This is a genomic window from Pseudoalteromonas sp. 2CM32C (genome assembly GCF_023161925.1).
Lineage (GTDB): Bacteria > Pseudomonadota > Gammaproteobacteria > Enterobacterales > Alteromonadaceae > Pseudoalteromonas > Pseudoalteromonas marina.
In genome coordinates this window covers 72263-88562 of record NZ_JALNTI010000003.1, presented here as the reverse complement: position 1 = coordinate 88562, position 16300 = coordinate 72263, and the positions used below count along the sequence as shown (strand labels likewise).

11 protein-coding genes and 1 pseudogene are annotated in these 16300 nt (G+C 39.6%); 4 read left to right on the top strand and 8 right to left on the bottom strand.

Annotated features, from left to right (window positions below; translation table 11 throughout):
• Positions 1–378: 378 nt before the first annotated feature.
• Positions 379–1903 (top strand): annotated as a pseudogene (locus MTF67_RS07390) (carboxypeptidase).
• Positions 1904–1977: 74 nt separating this feature from the next.
• On the opposite strand, the gene MTF67_RS07385 reads toward MTF67_RS07390, so the two are convergent.
• Together MTF67_RS07385 and MTF67_RS07380 are read right to left on the bottom strand one after the other, a co-directional pair.
• Positions 1978–2670 (bottom strand): START domain-containing protein, encoded by a 693-nt coding sequence (locus tag MTF67_RS07385; protein ID WP_248519353.1) that lies wholly within the window; start codon positions 2668–2670, stop codon positions 1978–1980.
• Complete coding sequence (locus tag MTF67_RS07380) at positions 2670–4193, bottom strand: CYTH and CHAD domain-containing protein (RefSeq protein WP_248519165.1); 1524 nt, start codon at positions 4191–4193, stop codon at positions 2670–2672. The genes MTF67_RS07385 and MTF67_RS07380 overlap by 1 nt, the downstream gene beginning before the upstream one ends.
• Before the next feature lie 214 nt (positions 4194–4407).
• Here MTF67_RS07380 and MTF67_RS07375 point away from each other — a divergent pair, with 214 nt between their 5' ends.
• On the top strand, positions 4408–5016 hold the full coding sequence (locus MTF67_RS07375) for a TIGR04211 family SH3 domain-containing protein (RefSeq protein ID WP_248519164.1): 609 nt from the start codon (positions 4408–4410) through the stop codon (positions 5014–5016).
• Between the two features lie 118 nt (positions 5017–5134).
• Here MTF67_RS07375 and MTF67_RS07370 read toward each other — a convergent pair whose 3' ends face one another.
• The 3 genes from MTF67_RS07370 to MTF67_RS07360 all read right to left on the bottom strand — a co-directional run bounded on the left by MTF67_RS07370 (position 5135) and on the right by MTF67_RS07360 (position 8317).
• Positions 5135–6202 carry a CNNM domain-containing protein gene (locus MTF67_RS07370; RefSeq protein ID WP_006791520.1) on the bottom strand — a complete coding sequence of 356 codons (1068 nt, stop codon included), beginning with the start codon at positions 6200–6202 and terminating at the stop codon, positions 5135–5137.
• Between the two features lie 21 nt (positions 6203–6223).
• Complete coding sequence (locus MTF67_RS07365; protein ID WP_010556981.1) at positions 6224–7576, bottom strand: magnesium transporter; 1353 nt, start codon at positions 7574–7576, stop codon at positions 6224–6226.
• A gap of 258 nt (positions 7577–7834) precedes the next feature.
• Positions 7835–8317 (bottom strand): winged helix-turn-helix transcriptional regulator, encoded by a 483-nt coding sequence (locus MTF67_RS07360; protein ID WP_033035753.1) that lies wholly within the window; start codon positions 8315–8317, stop codon positions 7835–7837.
• Positions 8318–8485: 168 nt separating this feature from the next.
• Here MTF67_RS07360 and putA point away from each other — a divergent pair, with 168 nt between their 5' ends.
• Together putA and MTF67_RS07350 are read left to right on the top strand one after the other, a co-directional pair.
• The gene (gene putA, locus MTF67_RS07355; RefSeq protein WP_248519163.1) at positions 8486–12289 is read left to right on the top strand and encodes a bifunctional proline dehydrogenase/L-glutamate gamma-semialdehyde dehydrogenase PutA; all 3804 of its coding nucleotides are present in this window, start codon (positions 8486–8488) and stop codon (positions 12287–12289) included.
• Between the two features lie 118 nt (positions 12290–12407).
• The gene (locus MTF67_RS07350; RefSeq protein ID WP_248519162.1) at positions 12408–13601 is read left to right on the top strand and encodes an HD-GYP domain-containing protein; all 1194 of its coding nucleotides are present in this window, start codon (positions 12408–12410) and stop codon (positions 13599–13601) included.
• Positions 13602–13651: 50 nt separating this feature from the next.
• Here the strand turns inward: MTF67_RS07350 and MTF67_RS07345 are convergent, their stop codons facing one another.
• From MTF67_RS07345 to MTF67_RS07335, 3 genes are all read right to left on the bottom strand, one after another.
• Positions 13652–14674, bottom strand: a complete 1023-nt coding sequence (locus MTF67_RS07345; protein WP_248519161.1) for a general secretion pathway protein GspB — start codon at positions 14672–14674, stop codon at positions 13652–13654.
• An 11-nt stretch (positions 14675–14685) separates the two neighbouring features.
• On the bottom strand, positions 14686–15603 hold the full coding sequence (locus tag MTF67_RS07340; RefSeq protein WP_010556976.1) for an AAA family ATPase: 918 nt from the start codon (positions 15601–15603) through the stop codon (positions 14686–14688).
• Positions 15604–15776: 173 nt separating this feature from the next.
• A complete protein-coding gene (locus MTF67_RS07335; protein WP_248519160.1) occupies positions 15777–16292 on the bottom strand; it encodes a DUF1566 domain-containing protein in 516 nt (171 codons plus the stop codon).
• Positions 16293–16300: the final 8 nt, after the last annotated feature.

Here is a 16300-nt window from a genome sequence, read left to right as displayed (position 1 = left end):
AGACCTTCTCTTTGTTCTCATTATTTTTGCAACATCTGCTGCAAACACAAAATAATAAAACTTACTGGTACCACACTTTAAGCAGCAAAAATAAGTAAATAAAAAACATCCCAGAGCCATTGTTATTTAACGCTTTAAATACTAAAGCACATTCCATTAACCAGCTTGTAAATCAATAATTGTAATAAAAACAAGCATGATGGCAAATATACCCGATTTTAATTCTTAGCTAAATAATTAAACAAAAATTTACACCATAAATAACTGATTATTTTACTTATCGGCTTATGTTAATTAACTCAACCAATAATATCGGCAGCTAGTCTCATTACTTTTGTTATTTTACTTATTTTTATCTTTAATACATTATCAAATATAATAAGGACTCCCCATGAAGCTTAGTCGTATTTTACCAATCACGGTTTTTGCATTAATGCTCAGCCCGCTTGCTGATGCTGATAATCAACGCCGTATTGATGTAGACAGTAAAGTAGTCACCCAACACAAAGCTAAAATTAATGGTCAACGCTTTAATTATACGGTTGCCACAGGCACTCAACCCGTATGGGACAACAAAGGTGATGCCGTTGCTACACTACAATACACGTATTACACGCGCGATAAAGTTGATGATAGAGCCAAACGCCCGTTGCTCATTTCTTTTAATGGTGGCCCTGGCTCAGCCTCAGTTTGGATGCACTTAGCCTACACAGGCCCTCGCGTATTAAAAATTGATGATGAAGGCTATCCTATTCAGCCCTATGGTGTAAAAGACAACCCTTACTCTGTGCTTGATGTTGCCGATATTGTTTACGTAAACCCAGTAAATACTGGCTATTCGCGAGTTATTGAAAACGAAAAAGGCGAAATGCTTTCTAAAGCTCAACAAAAAGACATGTTTTTTGGTGTTAACGCCGACATTAAATACCTTGGCGAGTGGTTAAATACTTTTGTAAATAGAACAGAGCGTTGGCGCTCTCCAAAGTTTTTAATTGGCGAAAGTTATGGCACAACACGCGTATCAGGCCTTGCACATGAATTACAAAATAGCCAATGGATGTATATCAACGGTGTTGTATTAGTGTCACCAACAGACATTGGTATCAAACGCGAAGGCCCCGTTAAAGCGGCAAATCGCTTGCCGTATTTTGCAGCCACAGCGTGGTATCACAAAGCACTAATCGCCGACTTACAAGCAAAGGACTTAGATGAACTCCTTCCTGAAGTTGAGCAGTTTACTTTAAATGAACTAATACCCGCATTAGCAAAGGGCGGTTTTTTAGCGCAAGACGAAAAGCGTCGTATTATTAAAAAAATGGCTGAGTATGCAGGCCTTTCAGAAACCTTTGTCGATCAAAACAACCTCGATATCCCTACACAATACTTTTGGAAGGAATTATTGCGTGACCGAGGACAAACAGTCGGCCGTTTAGACTCTCGCTACCTTGGTATAGACAAACGCGATGCTGGTGACTCACCTGATTACTGGGCAGAGCTGACTTCATGGTTGCACTCCTTTACGCCAGCGATTAATTACTACCTACGCGAGGAGTTAAACTATAAAACTGACATCAAATATAACTTATTTGGCAACGTTCATCCTTGGGATAGAAGTGGCAATAATACTGGTGAAAACCTCCGTCTTGCGATGGCTCAAAACCCTTACTTGAATGTAATGGTACAGGCGGGTTATTACGATGGTGCAACTAATTACTTTGATGCCAAATACACAATGTGGCAATTAGACCCAAGTGGAAAAATGAAAGACCGTCTAAGCTTTAAAGGCTACAGAAGTGGGCACATGATGTACCTTCGCCATGCTGATTTAGAAAGCTCAAATAACGACTTAAGGGAGTTTATACAAAACTCACTGCCTAAAGATTCTAAAGCAGCCAAATATTAAAATATTGATCAACCACCTATAAATGGCGTACCTGAGTCATTTATAGGTGAACAACCTTCCAGTTTTACAATAACTTATTTAACGGTTAGTTCGCGTAAATTACAACTTCCAACTTTAATAACCGGTTCGATTGCGGTGTAGCTTTTAGTTTCTAACATTGTCCGTAAATTAACGAGCGTTTTGAAGGTACTTTTAAGACCCACTTTATTGTATAGCCACGTTGGTATATTTCCCCCTGGTAAAGCGTAAACCTGATACTCAACATTTAAATCTTCGCCCTTTTGTGTAAGTAACCAATGTGCGTTTAGCGTTTTTATTCTAACTACCCGCTTAGTTAATGGTAACTCTTTAGGACGCGATTCAATAGAAAGCTTGGTTTGCTGAGGGGAGAGTCTTGAGTAACACGAATAGGTAACGGCATCACGGTTTGCCACTGGCCAAGGGGAGTCGATATAACTATAAACAAGGTTTTCTGAAGGGCTTAAAGCTTTAATTACACGTACTTTAGACGTGTTTTCAAGCCAGCTTGAAGCAATACGCGTATCACTTAATAAATCTAAAAAGTCATTGGCTGTTACATCTTCAATATTAAGCTGACCTTTTACAATAAACGTATCATCAGAGAATTCCTGATATTCAATGTTTACTCCTTGCTCGTTTTTGTATAATTGCCAACGGGGCTCAGAGTAAGTATTAAAGCTTAACAAAATAATTAATAAACTAATGCACTTTTGCATAGGGGTTAACTTACAAAAGTGCTTTATCATCATTTTTGCCAATAAGGCGCTATGTCATACGAAGCAAGTCTACTTTGCTCCATTGCACTGACTAAATATTCAGACTTTTGCTCCAGCCAAGATTGAATTTTTGCAAGTTGCTCATCGTCTTGACCTGCGCATAATTGCTTTAAGTACTCTAGGGTACTGAGTTCATAAACACCATGCGAAATATCTAACCACGGCAACCTAAACTCAAGACGTTCTTCTTTATCGAACATCGATCCTAAGCAATTACCACTTAGCAAGCTGTTTTCAAGCTGCATTCGTAAATTAAGGTAGTCAACTACACCAAGCGTTTGCTCTTTAGGCAATAATTGATGCAGGTTTTTCCAATCTTTATTAAACAATCTTTCAGCAATAGAAGACACTGGATTTTCTGCAGCTTGGAGCTCTACCTGCCCCCAATCTTTTCGCCATTGCTTGTCAATCAACCACGTTGTTAACGAGAGCAATAAACGATTATAACGAGCACTATGAAAAAGCGCATTAATGTCATCAATACTAGGCTGCAGCTCTTTTAAATCGTTAATAACTTGCGCCAAAGCTGGCGCCGCATTTATTTTTTTATAAAATGCATGGCGTTTTGACGTATAAGTTTTTAACTGAATTGCATTTTCTACCCATGCTAACTCACTCAAAAGCCACTTAAGCTCGGTACGAAGCTGTTCGGTACTGTCTTTAGAAACTATATCGTCAAACAACCAAAAAGTATGGCGAATTAAACTAATACCATCAGTCACCCTTTTTAAGGTTTTTAAACTCGGTTTATCGAAATAACACTGCTCATGCTTTTGCACAAACCGAATACCAAAGTTCATTGCTTCTTTTAAAGCGCTTTCTTGAGTTGCAGAACGAGGAAGCTTAACAAAGCCAATCGACTTACTAGGCTTAAGCGGATTGTCGTCGGCTAAACGGTAGCCGCGTGCTGCTTTTGAATACAAACCGAGTCGAATACAGTTTTGGCTAACTAAAATATCAGCCAAAGCAAACAGCTCATTGCGGCTGCCTTCAATTAATTCTATTTCCAGCTCGCTGATCATCTCAACTTGACCCGAGGCCGCAATTTCGCCTTTATCAAGCACCACTTCAATTTTTGCACCAGCTTGCGTTTCAATTAACCACGTACGGCGAATAAAGTTAGTGCTAAAAATAGGGTACAAATTTTGTGAAATTGCATCTACTTGCATGCCATGTGGCCAAATATCAGCACTAAACGCCATTAAATTAGGGCGGCTGGAATCAATAGGTAAGTTATATTCTGGGCGCTGATGAAGGCCCCCTACAACTTCGCCGGCAAGCTTGATAGTTTGTTCGCACTGATTGTCAGAACAACGGGTTCTAAAGCCAATATCAAGAGCTCGTAGTTCACGGCTTGGCGTATCATAATAGGCATTTTGCAAACTACGCGATGGTTTATTTATAACCGTTTTAGCAAATTGAGTAATTAGTGAGGGGATCAGTGGAACAACGGCATCTGATACCAAAAATTTCAGTTCTATCTCAGTATCCATTCGGTCTGCGGATTACCTTTAAAATAAATAAGTGGTCAAAATAAACAAAGCGCTCTAACAATGCAAATTTTTTAGGCTTATTAAGTGCTTTAATCATGTCAGGGTTACAATATCAGCCTTGCTTTTAAAAGGCTAAATCCCTACTATCTTGCATTATATGTGAATTAAAAAACCATGTTCATAACGGACTCAGTAAGAACAACAAGGTAGATAAATGCTAAAACATTGTTTATTCGGGCTACTTTTAACAGCCACTACGTTTATAAGCTACGCACAAGATGAAGCACAAACAGCGAGCTCATCAGATGCAAATACCGCTTACGTTATTGATAATTTGTATACATTTATGCGTTCAGGCGCGAGCAAAAATTATCGACTACTTGGCTCTGTAGACGCAGGAACAAAAATAACCGTACTATCTAGCGAAGAAAACGGCTTCATTAAAATAAAAGACGACAAAGACCGTGAAGGTTGGATTGAAACTAAATTTATCTCTACTACACCTGGGTTACATCAGCAATACCAAGCTTTAAGCAGCGAAATGAGCACCATGCAGGAAAATTTACGCCTTGCTCAAATAGAGCTGCCACAGCTACAAAAACAAAACCAAACTTTAACCGATCAAAACCTGCAATTATCTGCGAAAATTACAAGCCTGCAAACAACACTCGCGCAAGAACGCACGCAAAAAGAAGCCGCTAGTTCAAAAGAAAAACGACAACTACTTACCTACGGCGGTGCGATTGCATTTTTAGGGTTGTTTTTGGGAATTATTTTAACCATTGTTTTGTCGCGCCGTAAGCGTTACGAAGGCTGGGCATAAATTAATTGAATAAATGTTGTTCAATAAAAAAGCCGCTATTAGCGGCTTTTTTATTCGCATATCAAATATTGAGCTATGCATATATAGCACTGGCTTAACTATAAAAAAATAGATTAACTTACGATTTTGCCAGCGGCTGTACTTCTTTATTTTCGTTCATCTCTAACTTTGGCGCATTCATTCCCTTTAATAAACGACCGAATATATCAGCACCAGTAATAATACGCTTCTCATCACCCCATACCAGCACAACGTCGTGATCAATAGCACCATCAAACGATTTATCGAGCGAATGATTTGCGCGTATTTTTAAAATAACCTCACTTAAACGCAGTGTTTCATCCGTTACAATAATAGGTCTGTGGCAAAAATGGTAAGGGTCAAAAATATCTGGCTCAAATAATGCTGACCGTAAAAAACCATCTGCATCAACCACTAATAACGGCCACCCATCGTTGTTAGTCAAAATTACCCAGTTATAGCCCGATTTGTGTAATTTACGTAAAAACTCATTATCGGCTGATAATGTCAGTTCAGGAAAAATAGGTAAATCAAGTTTAGTAGGTAAAGAGATTATAGAATCTGGATCAATTATTTCCCCTTCTTTAGTTACACTGATTTCGTCTAAGCTAAAAAAGTTAAGTGCACCAATACCTTCAACATGTTGCACATCAGCTTCTTCTGCCTCAATGTGTTTACGTATTATTCCTCTAAGCTCGCTTTCAGCAAAATAGGTAATACCTTCTTTGCCCAGCCATGCATCAAGTACCAAGGCCGTTGGTTTAGCAACAACATAAAACAAAACTTGATAAAACTTTATTAATGGCGAAAGCATACTCGCCATTTTTAATGCATTACGAGAAAAATAAGCTTGAGGTGTTATCTCACCGATTATCGTAATCGCAATCGTTGAAAATAAAAACGAGCTAGCGCCCATTAATACAGAATCAGAGAGCAACGTGAGTAAAACGTTAATACCCACGTTACCCCACAAAATGGTTGCTAGTAAAAAGTTAGAGTCGTTACGAAGTGCCATAACCTTAATTGCCGCTTCGTTTCTTTTTGAACTTTCCATTTCAAGCTGTAATCGGCTTAACGAAAAGAACGCCAAATTCAAGCCCGAAAATATTGCCGATTGCGAAATACACAGAGCAATAGCACACCAAATCATGACATCAAACGTCATTTTATTTTCCTGTTAAAAAGTTTATAGCAGCAACAAACTGCCTAAACCTAAAAAGGTCACAAACCCAACAATGTCGGTAACCGTTGTTAAAATAACAGAGCCAGATAACGCTGGATCTATTTTCATTTTGTCTAAAATCGATGGTATTACAACGCCCGCGAGCGAGGCCGCTACTAAGTTTAATAAAATAGCGACTGTAATCGTTACACTTAACATCAAATCGTTAAACCATAAGTAGGTGAGTAAACCAATTACAAATGCCCACACTAAACCGTTAACAGCCCCGACTCTTAGTTCTTTTTTAAGTAACGCATTGCGGTTTGAATCAGTCACCTGCCCCAAAGCCAAACCACGCACGATAACGGTTAATGTTTGACTACCCGCAATTCCTCCCATTGAGGCTACAACCGGCATAAGCACCGCTAAAGCAACCACTTGTTCTATAGTGGCGCCAAATAAACCAATGAACCACGATGCTAAAAATGCAGTGGCCAAGTTTATACCTAGCCAAATACCACGGTTTTTGGCACTTTTTCGTACACTGGCAAATAAATCTTCGTCCTCTCGTAAACCACCGGCCTTTGCGGTGGCTTCATCGGTTATTTCTTGGCGAAGTTCATAAGCAGAGGCAATTGTTAATCGCCCTAATAATTTATTATCTGAATTTACAACCGGCATAGCCATTTGCTCAGAGTGAATTACGACTTCAGCAGCTTCATATAAATCATCGTCTGCATGCAATGATGAAAAATCATGATTTGCCAGTGTCATTAAATTATCGTTATCGTGTGCTTTGATAAGATCGTTAATGGCCACTTCACCAATTAAACTGCCTTTGCGGGTCACTAAATAAATAACTTCGCTGTATTGCGGTACACCTTTGAATAAAAGTTTTTTTGCACCACCAGCTGTTAACTTGTCAGACACCTTTAAAATATCAAAACCTAGCCAGTGACCTAATTGTTCTGGTGGGTATTGCTGTGCTAAATCGTACTGCTTGGTTTGCGCTTCATCTAGCTGCTTTTTTGCATAGTCGACAAATCGCTCTGGTATAACTTCTTCTAATTCGAGTAGCTCTTCTACATTTACTTCATCAAGTAATTTAAATGCATCACTGTCATCAAGTGTTTGCAGTAACCATAAACAACTGTCAGGGCTTAAATTTACAAAAATTTCATGCTGTGTATCTTCGTCAAGTAATTGCCAAATTTCGAGTCGCTGCTCTTTGGGTATTGCTTCAAACAATAAAGATAGATGCTCTGTAGAAAGTGTGCTTTGTGCGTCGATCAACAGTTTATTCTTACGTTCTGTGGTGTCGCATTGCAGTAAGTCGTTTATGAGTTGTGGAAGCTGATCTACCGGATACTCAATCATTAAAAAAACCTTAAAATTAAAAAGCACATTATTTACAGTTTACCTTCCCAATTAAAAATTGCAGAAAAAACGGTACTTTAATTAAAGATGTGCATGCTATTTTGCGCATTGTATGGGCAAAACAAAGGCAGTACTATTTATTTTTATATAAATTAAAAGTATGAAATTAAGGTATTAGAAAACAAAAGGGAAAGAAGTTGGGCAACTATGAATACTAAAGCATACAAGCATTATTTTGTATGCTTTAAATAGGTGGGATTAAATTTCGATTAATAACCCTTTGTCTTTTTTTACTTTTTCAATAACCATATAAGTATGGTGTGTGCCTACACCGGGGATATCAACTAAGTCACCCAACACTTGCCTGTACTCTTCCATGTTAGATACACGTATTTTTAATAAGTAGTCGTAACCGCCTGCAACCATGTCACATTCTACAACTTGTTCCATTTTTAATATGTGTTCTTTAAATACTTTAAATACAGCAGTATTTGAGGTAACCAACGACACTTGAACATGAGCCACTAAGCTTTGGTTTAACTTAGCTTCGCTTAATTTAGCATAATAACCCTCAATATAGCCTTCTTGCTCTAATCGCTTTACGCGATCAAGGCATGGGCTTGGGCTTAAATTAACTTGTTTTGCTAAGTTAACGTTAGAAATTCTGCCGTTTTTTTGCAAAACGTCTAAAATTGCTAAATCAATGCGATCTAGCATGCGTAATCTATTTGGATTTGTCATACAGAATTTTATGCGGATAAGTTAAATTTATGCCCTGTAAATTATCGTAAATCGACAAATTTAACCAGCATATTCTGCTGAATTTTAATTAGAATGCACTCTCAATATCACTGGTATTTTATTGGTAATTAAATTTACTTTAAATCTTAACACTGCTAAGGGTTGCTTATGTTATTCAACGGCGATTTAACAACTGACTGTCCTATAAGACAAAAAATCCGTGACTTTTACCGCATAGACGAAAATGCGGTTATCGATCATATTTTACCGCTTGCAGAAGTAGGCGTTAAAGCACGAAGCCGTGCCTGGGAAAGAGCCCGCCAAATTGTTTTAAACATTCGTAAAGAACAAGATGGTCAAGGCGGTGTAGATGCGCTACTGAATGAATTCTCGCTTTCAAGTGAAGAAGGCGTAGTGTTGATGTGTTTAGCCGAAGCGTTGCTTCGTGTACCAGACAAAGAAACCCAAGAAGCCCTTATTCGCGACAAGTTAGCAAAAGGTGATTGGAGCTCTCATTTAGGCAGTAGCGACTCTTTATTCGTAAATGCATCATCTTGGGGCCTATTAGTAACTGGTAAAATGGTTAACTACACAGATAAAACCAAAGACCAACAGTTTGGTATGCTTAAAAAAACCATTGGTCGCTTAGGTGAGCCTGTTATTCGTAAGTCTGTAAACTTTGCAATGAAAATTATGGGCAAGCAATTCGTTATGGGTCGTACCATAAACGAAGCAATTGAACGTGCTGCCGACACAGAGCAAAAAGGCTATGTATATTCTTACGATATGTTGGGTGAAGGCGCGCGCACAAGTAAAGATGCTAAACGCTACTTTGACAGCTATATGAATGCCATTCACTCAATTGGTAAAGCGGCAAATGGCCGTGGCCCTATTAAAAGCCCAGGTATTTCTGTAAAGCTTTCTGCTATTCATCCGCGCTATGAATTTACGCATAAAGACCGTGTAATGGCTGAAATTGTACCTAAGCTAAAAGAGCTTGCTCTGGCTGCAAAACAGTACGACATTGGTTTTACCGTTGATGCAGAAGAAGCTGACCGTTTAGATATTTCACTGGATATTATCGAAGCCGTATTTAGCGATAAAGATTTAGATGGCTGGCAAGGGTTTGGCTTAGCTGTTCAAGCGTATCAAAAACGTGCGATTTTTGTTATTGAGTGGCTAACAGAGCTTGCTACACGTGTAGGTCGTAAACTAATGGTGCGCTTAGTTAAAGGCGCATATTGGGATACTGAAATTAAAACTACACAGCAAGATGGTTTAGATCACTACCCTGTATTCACCCGAAAAGCGACAACCGACGTATCATATAAAGCATGTGCAATTAAAATGCTAGAAGCACGTGATGTGCTATACCCACAATTTGCAACGCACAATGCATACACTGCAGCAACTATTCTAGAAGTGGCTAAAGGCGATAACACCGGATTTGAATTCCAACGTTTACACGGCATGGGTGAATCATTATTTGACCAAATTGTAAATGCAGAGAAAATTCAGTGTCGTGTATACGCTCCCGTTGGCCAACACGAAGACCTACTGGCGTATCTTGTGCGTCGTTTACTTGAAAATGGTGCAAACTCATCGTTTGTAAATGCCATAGTTGATACCTCTAAACCGGTAGAAACACTGCTGCCAGATCCGGTAGAAACGCTGCAAGGGCTCCGCAACAAATACAACACGCAAATTAAAATGCCAATTGATTTATACGGCGAAGAACGCGCCAACTCTAAAGGCATGGATTTAACCGATATAAACGTAATTACCCCGTTTAAAGACAACCTAGACAACTGGTTTAGCGAGCACCTAATAGATCAAAGCCAAGTCCCTGATGGATCACTTGCTGTTAAAAACCCAGCAAACCATAAAGAAATCATCGGCCATGTAAAACTACAAAGCGGCGATGAGATGAAAACACTACTTGCTAATGCAGAAGCAGCGTTTGAGTCATGGTCGCAAACACCGGTTAAAGACCGCGCTAATTTATTACGCCGCATTGCTGATATTTTAGAACGTCATCACGACGAGCTCGTTGCTATTTGTATCAAAGAAGCGGGTAAAGTAGCTCAAGATGGCATAGACGAAGTACGTGAAGCAGTCGACTTTTGTCGTTACTACGCTGCACGAGCCGAAGAACTCTCAGAAGATGAGCGCTTTGAAGCACGGGGTGTAATTCTGTGTATTAGTCCATGGAACTTCCCACTCGCTATATTTTTAGGCCAAGTGGCTGCTGCCATTGTTACGGGTAACACTGTTATTGCCAAACCGGCTGAACAAACAAGCTTAATTGCACTGCGTACAATTGAACTAATGCTATCTGTGGGTTTACCAGAGCACGTTGTTCAACCTGTTATCGCACGCGGTAGTGAAGTGGGTAAAACAATTGTTCCTGATGAACGCATTCAAGCAGTTATGTTTACAGGTTCAACTGAAACCGGCACATTAATTTCTCAAACGCTTGCAGCACGAAACGACATACAAGTGCCATTAATCGCCGAAACAGGTGGTCAAAACTGTATGATTGTTGACTCAACAGCACTGCCTGAGCAAGTAGTTGATGATGTTATAAGTTCTGGTTTCCAAAGCGCTGGTCAGCGCTGTTCAGCTCTACGTGTATTGTTTATTCAAGAAGACGTAGCCGACGGCATCATTGAAATGATTAAAGGTGCTTTGGCTGAATTACACATTGGCGATCCATCATTGTTATCTACCGATGTAGGACCTGTAATCGATGAAAAAGCACTTAAAAACTTAACAAACCATGTTGAGTATTTAAAAGGCAACGCAACACTTCATTACGAATGTAAAATTCCGGACAACAGTGAAAATGGTGCGTACTTCTTTGCGCCACGCCTTTACGAAATAAAAGACCTTTCTGTACTTAAGCGCGAAGTATTTGGTCCATGTGTTCATATTATTCGCTTCAAAGCGAATCAACTTGATGACGTAATTGATCAAATAAACAATACAGGTTACGGTTTAACAATGGGTGTGCATTCACGTATTGAAGAGCGTTGCGAGTATCTTGCTAAAATGTCTCGTGCGGGAAATGTATACGTAAACCGTAACATGATAGGCGCAATTGTTGGTGTGCAGCCATTTGGTGGCCGAGGCCTATCGGGCACGGGTCCTAAAGCCGGTGGCCCTAACTATCTACAACGTTTGGTGAAAGAAAAAGCATCGCCAGAAAACGTACAAATGACAAACCTAACGCCAGATGAGCTTGATTTACACCACTACAGTGGCGCAAATGCTCAAGTAGAAAAGCTAATGGCTAATTCAATGCGCGATGAAAAAATTTGGCGAGCAACCCCGCTAAACGATCGTGTATCTGCTGTTCGTCAGCTACTAGCCAAAATTGCTACGGTTGAAATTATTGATGACCTTGCTGACGATTTAGCTTTAACGCTAGCCGATGCGCGTGCACAGCTAAACCGCCTTGAAAAGCACATGCGTAAATTTACAACATTGCCTGGGCCAACGGGTGAGTCTAACACGCTTCACTTAGAAGCTCGCGGCTGTGTTGTTTGTTATGCAGATAAGAGTACCTCTTTTAACTTTTGGGCGTTATCTATTATCACTGCATTAGCTGCGGGTAATACGGTAATTACAGTTGCCTCTGAAATGTTTTACGAAGAAGCTGAAGCATTCAGAGAGAAGTTTATTGCCACAGGTGTTGCCGAAGGGGTATTTCAGGTAGCTAAACCTAATCAGTTACAAGCTATTTTGGGTCACCCTCATTTAGCAGGTGCAGTTGTTGCAGCGCGTTCGTCGCGTTTAGGTTACTTCAGCCAGCAACTTGCACAACGTAAGGGCGCTATATTACCTGTGATCAGTTCTGAATATTACGACACATTAATCAAGCGTCTCATTACTGAAAAAACAATTAGTGTAGATACAACGGCATCAGGTGGTAATACATCCTTGATGACCTTAGTTGAAGATGATGATTAATTAAGCTAATACTAATTACTTATAATGTTTATTAAAGGCATCTTTTGGTGCCTTTTTTCTATTTAAAGTTCGTAAAGTTTGCTATTTTCAATATAGATTTATTAGTTAAGTAGTTAAATTGAAAAAGCTCCCTGTTTCTAAATTACTCCCTGGTATGTTTGTGCAAAGCGTCACAAAACAAACTGGCAGAGTAAAAATAAAAAGCCAAGGCTGGGTAAAAACCCAAACGAGTATTGATAAGCTTATTAAAGCGGGTATTTTAGAAGTCGAAATCGACCCAGATAAAACACTCACCAAAACAGTACCTGAAAAAGAACAAACCAAAACACCTGCCACAAAAATAAAACGCGATCCTTGGCAAAAAACGCATAATGCAGCTCAAGAAATGAATAAAGCTAAAAAGCTTTATGACGAAGCTAAAACGCTGCAAATAAAAGCATTTAAAGATATAAAGTCCGGCCTGAACATTGATATTGCTCCATTTAGAGAGCTTGCTACTGGTTTTATGGATTCAGTTTTTAGAAACCAAGACGCCCTAGCCTGCCTCACGCAAATGCGCCAAAAAGATGCTTACTTACTAGAGCACTCTATAAACGTATCTATCTTAATGGGGATTTTTGCAAAGCACCTTAATATTGAAAAAAACATTATTGTAGAGCTCACCACAGGTGCGCTGCTGCATGATATTGGTAAAATAAAAACGCCAGATGAAGTCCTCAATAAGCCAGGGCGCTTAACCGAAGCCGAATTTGAAATAATGAAGCAGCATGCGGTTTACTCTAAACAAATTTTGGAAGAGTCAGGTTTAACTGGTATTGCTGTAGATATTGCAGGCATGCACCATGAACGCATAGACGGAACTGGTTACCCTTTTGGTAAAAAAGGAAATGAAATAAGCCAGTATGTTCGCATGGCCTCTATTGTAGATGTATACGACGCCCTAACAGCAGAGCGAGTTTATAAATCGGGCATGGAACCCATTAAGGCATTTAAAATATTAAAAGATGGCTGCCCTAATAGCTTTGACGGCGAGTTGCTAACTAAGTTTATTCAGTGTATTGGAATTCACCCTGTAGGCACATTAGTGAAGCTTTCAAGCCAGAAAGTCGGGCTTGTGACAGAAAGTAATCCCGCGATGCCATTAAAGCCGATTGTTAAAACCTTTTATAGTGCGAAGCACAGTCGTTATACAGAAGTGCTCGATATTGATTTGTCGAACAAGCGAATTGAAGACTCACTCGAAACAACCGTAAAAGCCAGCGACTTCAACATTGATTTAGAGCGCTTTTACAAAAACTCTGTATTACCTTAAATAGTCAATATAGGCTCAATGTTACTTACTCATTGAGCTTATACTTTTTGTTACTCTGGCCAATCCTGCAAGGCTTTTAAACTAAACTCGTAACCGTCAAAATCTATTACGCTTTGCTCAGGTGTAATTTCTTTTACCATTAATGCACCAATGCTCTCACCTTCGTGAAGCTCTCGCCCATTTAACTTTATCCAGCGTTTATCTGCACTTGATGAATAGATATGTGCTTGATACTTTATGCTAGGTAGCATGGCTTGTAGGCCATCTGGTAACAATTCTACAGGCTCTACTCGAGATGACGATTTAGAGGCCTGAGTTACCTCATAATCTTGGTTTTTATCGACATCTTGCACTGCCTGCGCAAACGCATTTTTTAGTGTAGTTGGCACAGCATCAAGCTCAGGGTCACTTTTAGGTTCAGCTTGCGTTACACCACTAATTGGCTTACCCAACACTTTATATTTACTCATATCAATAGTTGCTGACGACGTACTTTGAGTTTGTTCAAAACCGCCTTGGTTATAAGTTAGCTGTGTATTTGAATTAAGTTGACCTTGGTTTGGCTGATTATAATTTTGCGTATTTACAAGCGAAGGTTGATTAAAAGTTTGTTGGATGCCACTGGCTGCACCTGTTGATGGCATTGGAATATACTGCCCAGTTGGTGTTAACAACATTTGCTGAATACCCGTGGGTGTTTGCACGTGCACTAACTGCCCTTCAATAGTTGCGGTGTTGCTTGGCGCTTTTTCAGGTTTAGGCTTTACATTCACCTCAGCTTGTTCAGTGGCAGGTAATGCTGCTGTCTGTAACTCAGTCGTTACTTGTTCATTACTTTGAGTGCTAACTACATTTGAGGGTTCAACAGAGCCAGGTGATTGGACCCATTTACCAAAACTAAATCCGGCCGCCACCGTTACAAAGGCCGCCAAGCTGCCCCCCAAAACAAAGGCGATACGGCGGTAGCGAGCGAGTGCTTGTTGCTGTTTTAACTGCTCCGACTGTAAATCGTATTGCTCGGCGCTCATATCAGCTTGTTGAGATTGCTTTAACGCATCTAATAAATAAGACATAAATCACCTAACTATAAAATAAAGGAAAGCCCAATACCTGCGGCAAACAAAGCGCCGAAAGCAAAGCAATAAATTAAAATCGATGGCGACTGCTCAGGCTTATTCGTTGTTGCAACAAAGTCAGAAGGTAGTGATTCTTGCGCAGATTGTTTAACAATTTCAGCATCTACAACAAGTTGCTGCTTCGAAAAAGTACCCACTAAAGCTCGTTCACACACTAGGTTCATCAAGCGAGGTATACCGCCTGTCATTTTATGAACCATCTGCATTGCATCCATCGAAAACAATCCTTTATCGCACCCAGCAATGTGTAACCGGTGCTTGATATACGCCACTGTTTGGCCTTGTGTTAAAGGTAATAAGTGATAACGCGCGGTGATCCGTTGAGCAAGCTGCCTTAACTCATTACGTTTTAGTAAATCTTGAAGTTCTGGCTGACCTACAAGCACGATTTGCAATAGCTTTTTGTGGTCGGTTTCTATATTAGTTAATAAACGAAGTTGCTCAAGCACATTGGGGGCAAGAAGCTGTGCCTCGTCAATAATTAAAATAGTATGGCCACCCGCCTTATTATTACTCTCTAAGTGTTTTTTTATTATATCGGTTAAACTTTTAAGCGTCGCATTTTGTGCGTCATAACTAATTTTCAATTCATCGCAAATACTGGCTAACAACTCAAGTTCTGACAGCGCAGGATTATGAATCATCGCTACTTGTGTGTTTTCAGGTAATTGCTCTAGCATGCTGCGGGTAATTGTTGTTTTTCCGGTGCCTACTTCGCCCGTTAGTAATACAAAACCACCGTCTTCACCCAATCCATAGGTTAAGTGTGCTAAGGCTTCTTTATGGCGCTCGCTTAAAAATAAATAATGAGGGTTAGGCGAAATCGAAAAAGGTTTTTCGTTCAGGCCAAAATAGCTTAAATACACCGCGATGTTCCTTCGTAATTAAATCACCGCCTATAATGGCAAAAAAACGCGCACAGTAACATCGTTGTAAGCGCTTTATTGTTGAAATAAAGTAAATTTATGTAAAAACAAAAAAGCGCAGCTACAGAAGTGACCTCCAATAACTACGCTTTTTAATCAAACTTATTTGGTCTTTATTTTTCGTAGCGAACTAGGCGTAAATAAACATCACTGGTTTTAGGACGTAAACTATTTAGCCCGCTGTCAAACTGATACACCCAGGCCGAACTCATACTGCTAACACCCGATGTGCTAGACCAATAGTTTTGAGATTTAGTGCCTAAAAAAACAACTTCATTTATGCTTGGCTCTGTACAACTGTGCTCTAAAATACTGGCTAGCTCTTTAATATTAGGCACCTGCCAATCATCATAATTTGCAGTTGTATCGTTAGTCGCGCCTCGTAAAGCTTCTTGCCACGTCACTGCAGGCGTAGACCCTTCGCAGACTAATGTTTCTGTATTATAGGTTTGAGAATAACTACAACGCTGCCACATTAGGCCAGTTTCAGTGTCAGATACTGTACCATCAGCATTAACGGTAAACCTATCGGTTGGGGTTGTTGTGTCAGCACCGCCATAACATGTTTGCGCAGCTACATTAAAACTAAAGCCAAAAACTATAAACGTATTTAATAATTTTAATTTCATAACACTCT

Bases quoted from the DNA above. Each gene is read 5' to 3' on its own strand.
- MTF67_RS07375 (WP_248519164.1), top strand. From the start codon at position 4,408: ATGCTAAAACATTGTTTATTCGGGCTACTTTTAACAGCCACTACGTTT.
- MTF67_RS07365 (WP_010556981.1), bottom strand. From the start codon at position 7,576: ATGATTGAGTATCCGGTAGATCAGCTTCCACAACTCATAAACGACTTA.
- MTF67_RS07385 (WP_248519353.1), bottom strand. From the start codon at position 2,670: ATGATAAAGCACTTTTGTAAGTTAACCCCTATGCAAAAGTGCATTAGT.
- MTF67_RS07345 (WP_248519161.1), bottom strand. From the start codon at position 14,674: ATGTCTTATTTATTAGATGCGTTAAAGCAATCTCAACAAGCTGATATG.
- MTF67_RS07335 (WP_248519160.1), bottom strand. From the start codon at position 16,292: ATGAAATTAAAATTATTAAATACGTTTATAGTTTTTGGCTTTAGTTTT.
- MTF67_RS07370 (WP_006791520.1), bottom strand. From the start codon at position 6,202: ATGACGTTTGATGTCATGATTTGGTGTGCTATTGCTCTGTGTATTTCG.
- putA (WP_248519163.1), top strand. From the start codon at position 8,486: ATGTTATTCAACGGCGATTTAACAACTGACTGTCCTATAAGACAAAAA.
- MTF67_RS07380 (WP_248519165.1), bottom strand. From the start codon at position 4,193: ATGGATACTGAGATAGAACTGAAATTTTTGGTATCAGATGCCGTTGTT.
- MTF67_RS07360 (WP_033035753.1), bottom strand. From the start codon at position 8,317: ATGACAAATCCAAATAGATTACGCATGCTAGATCGCATTGATTTAGCA.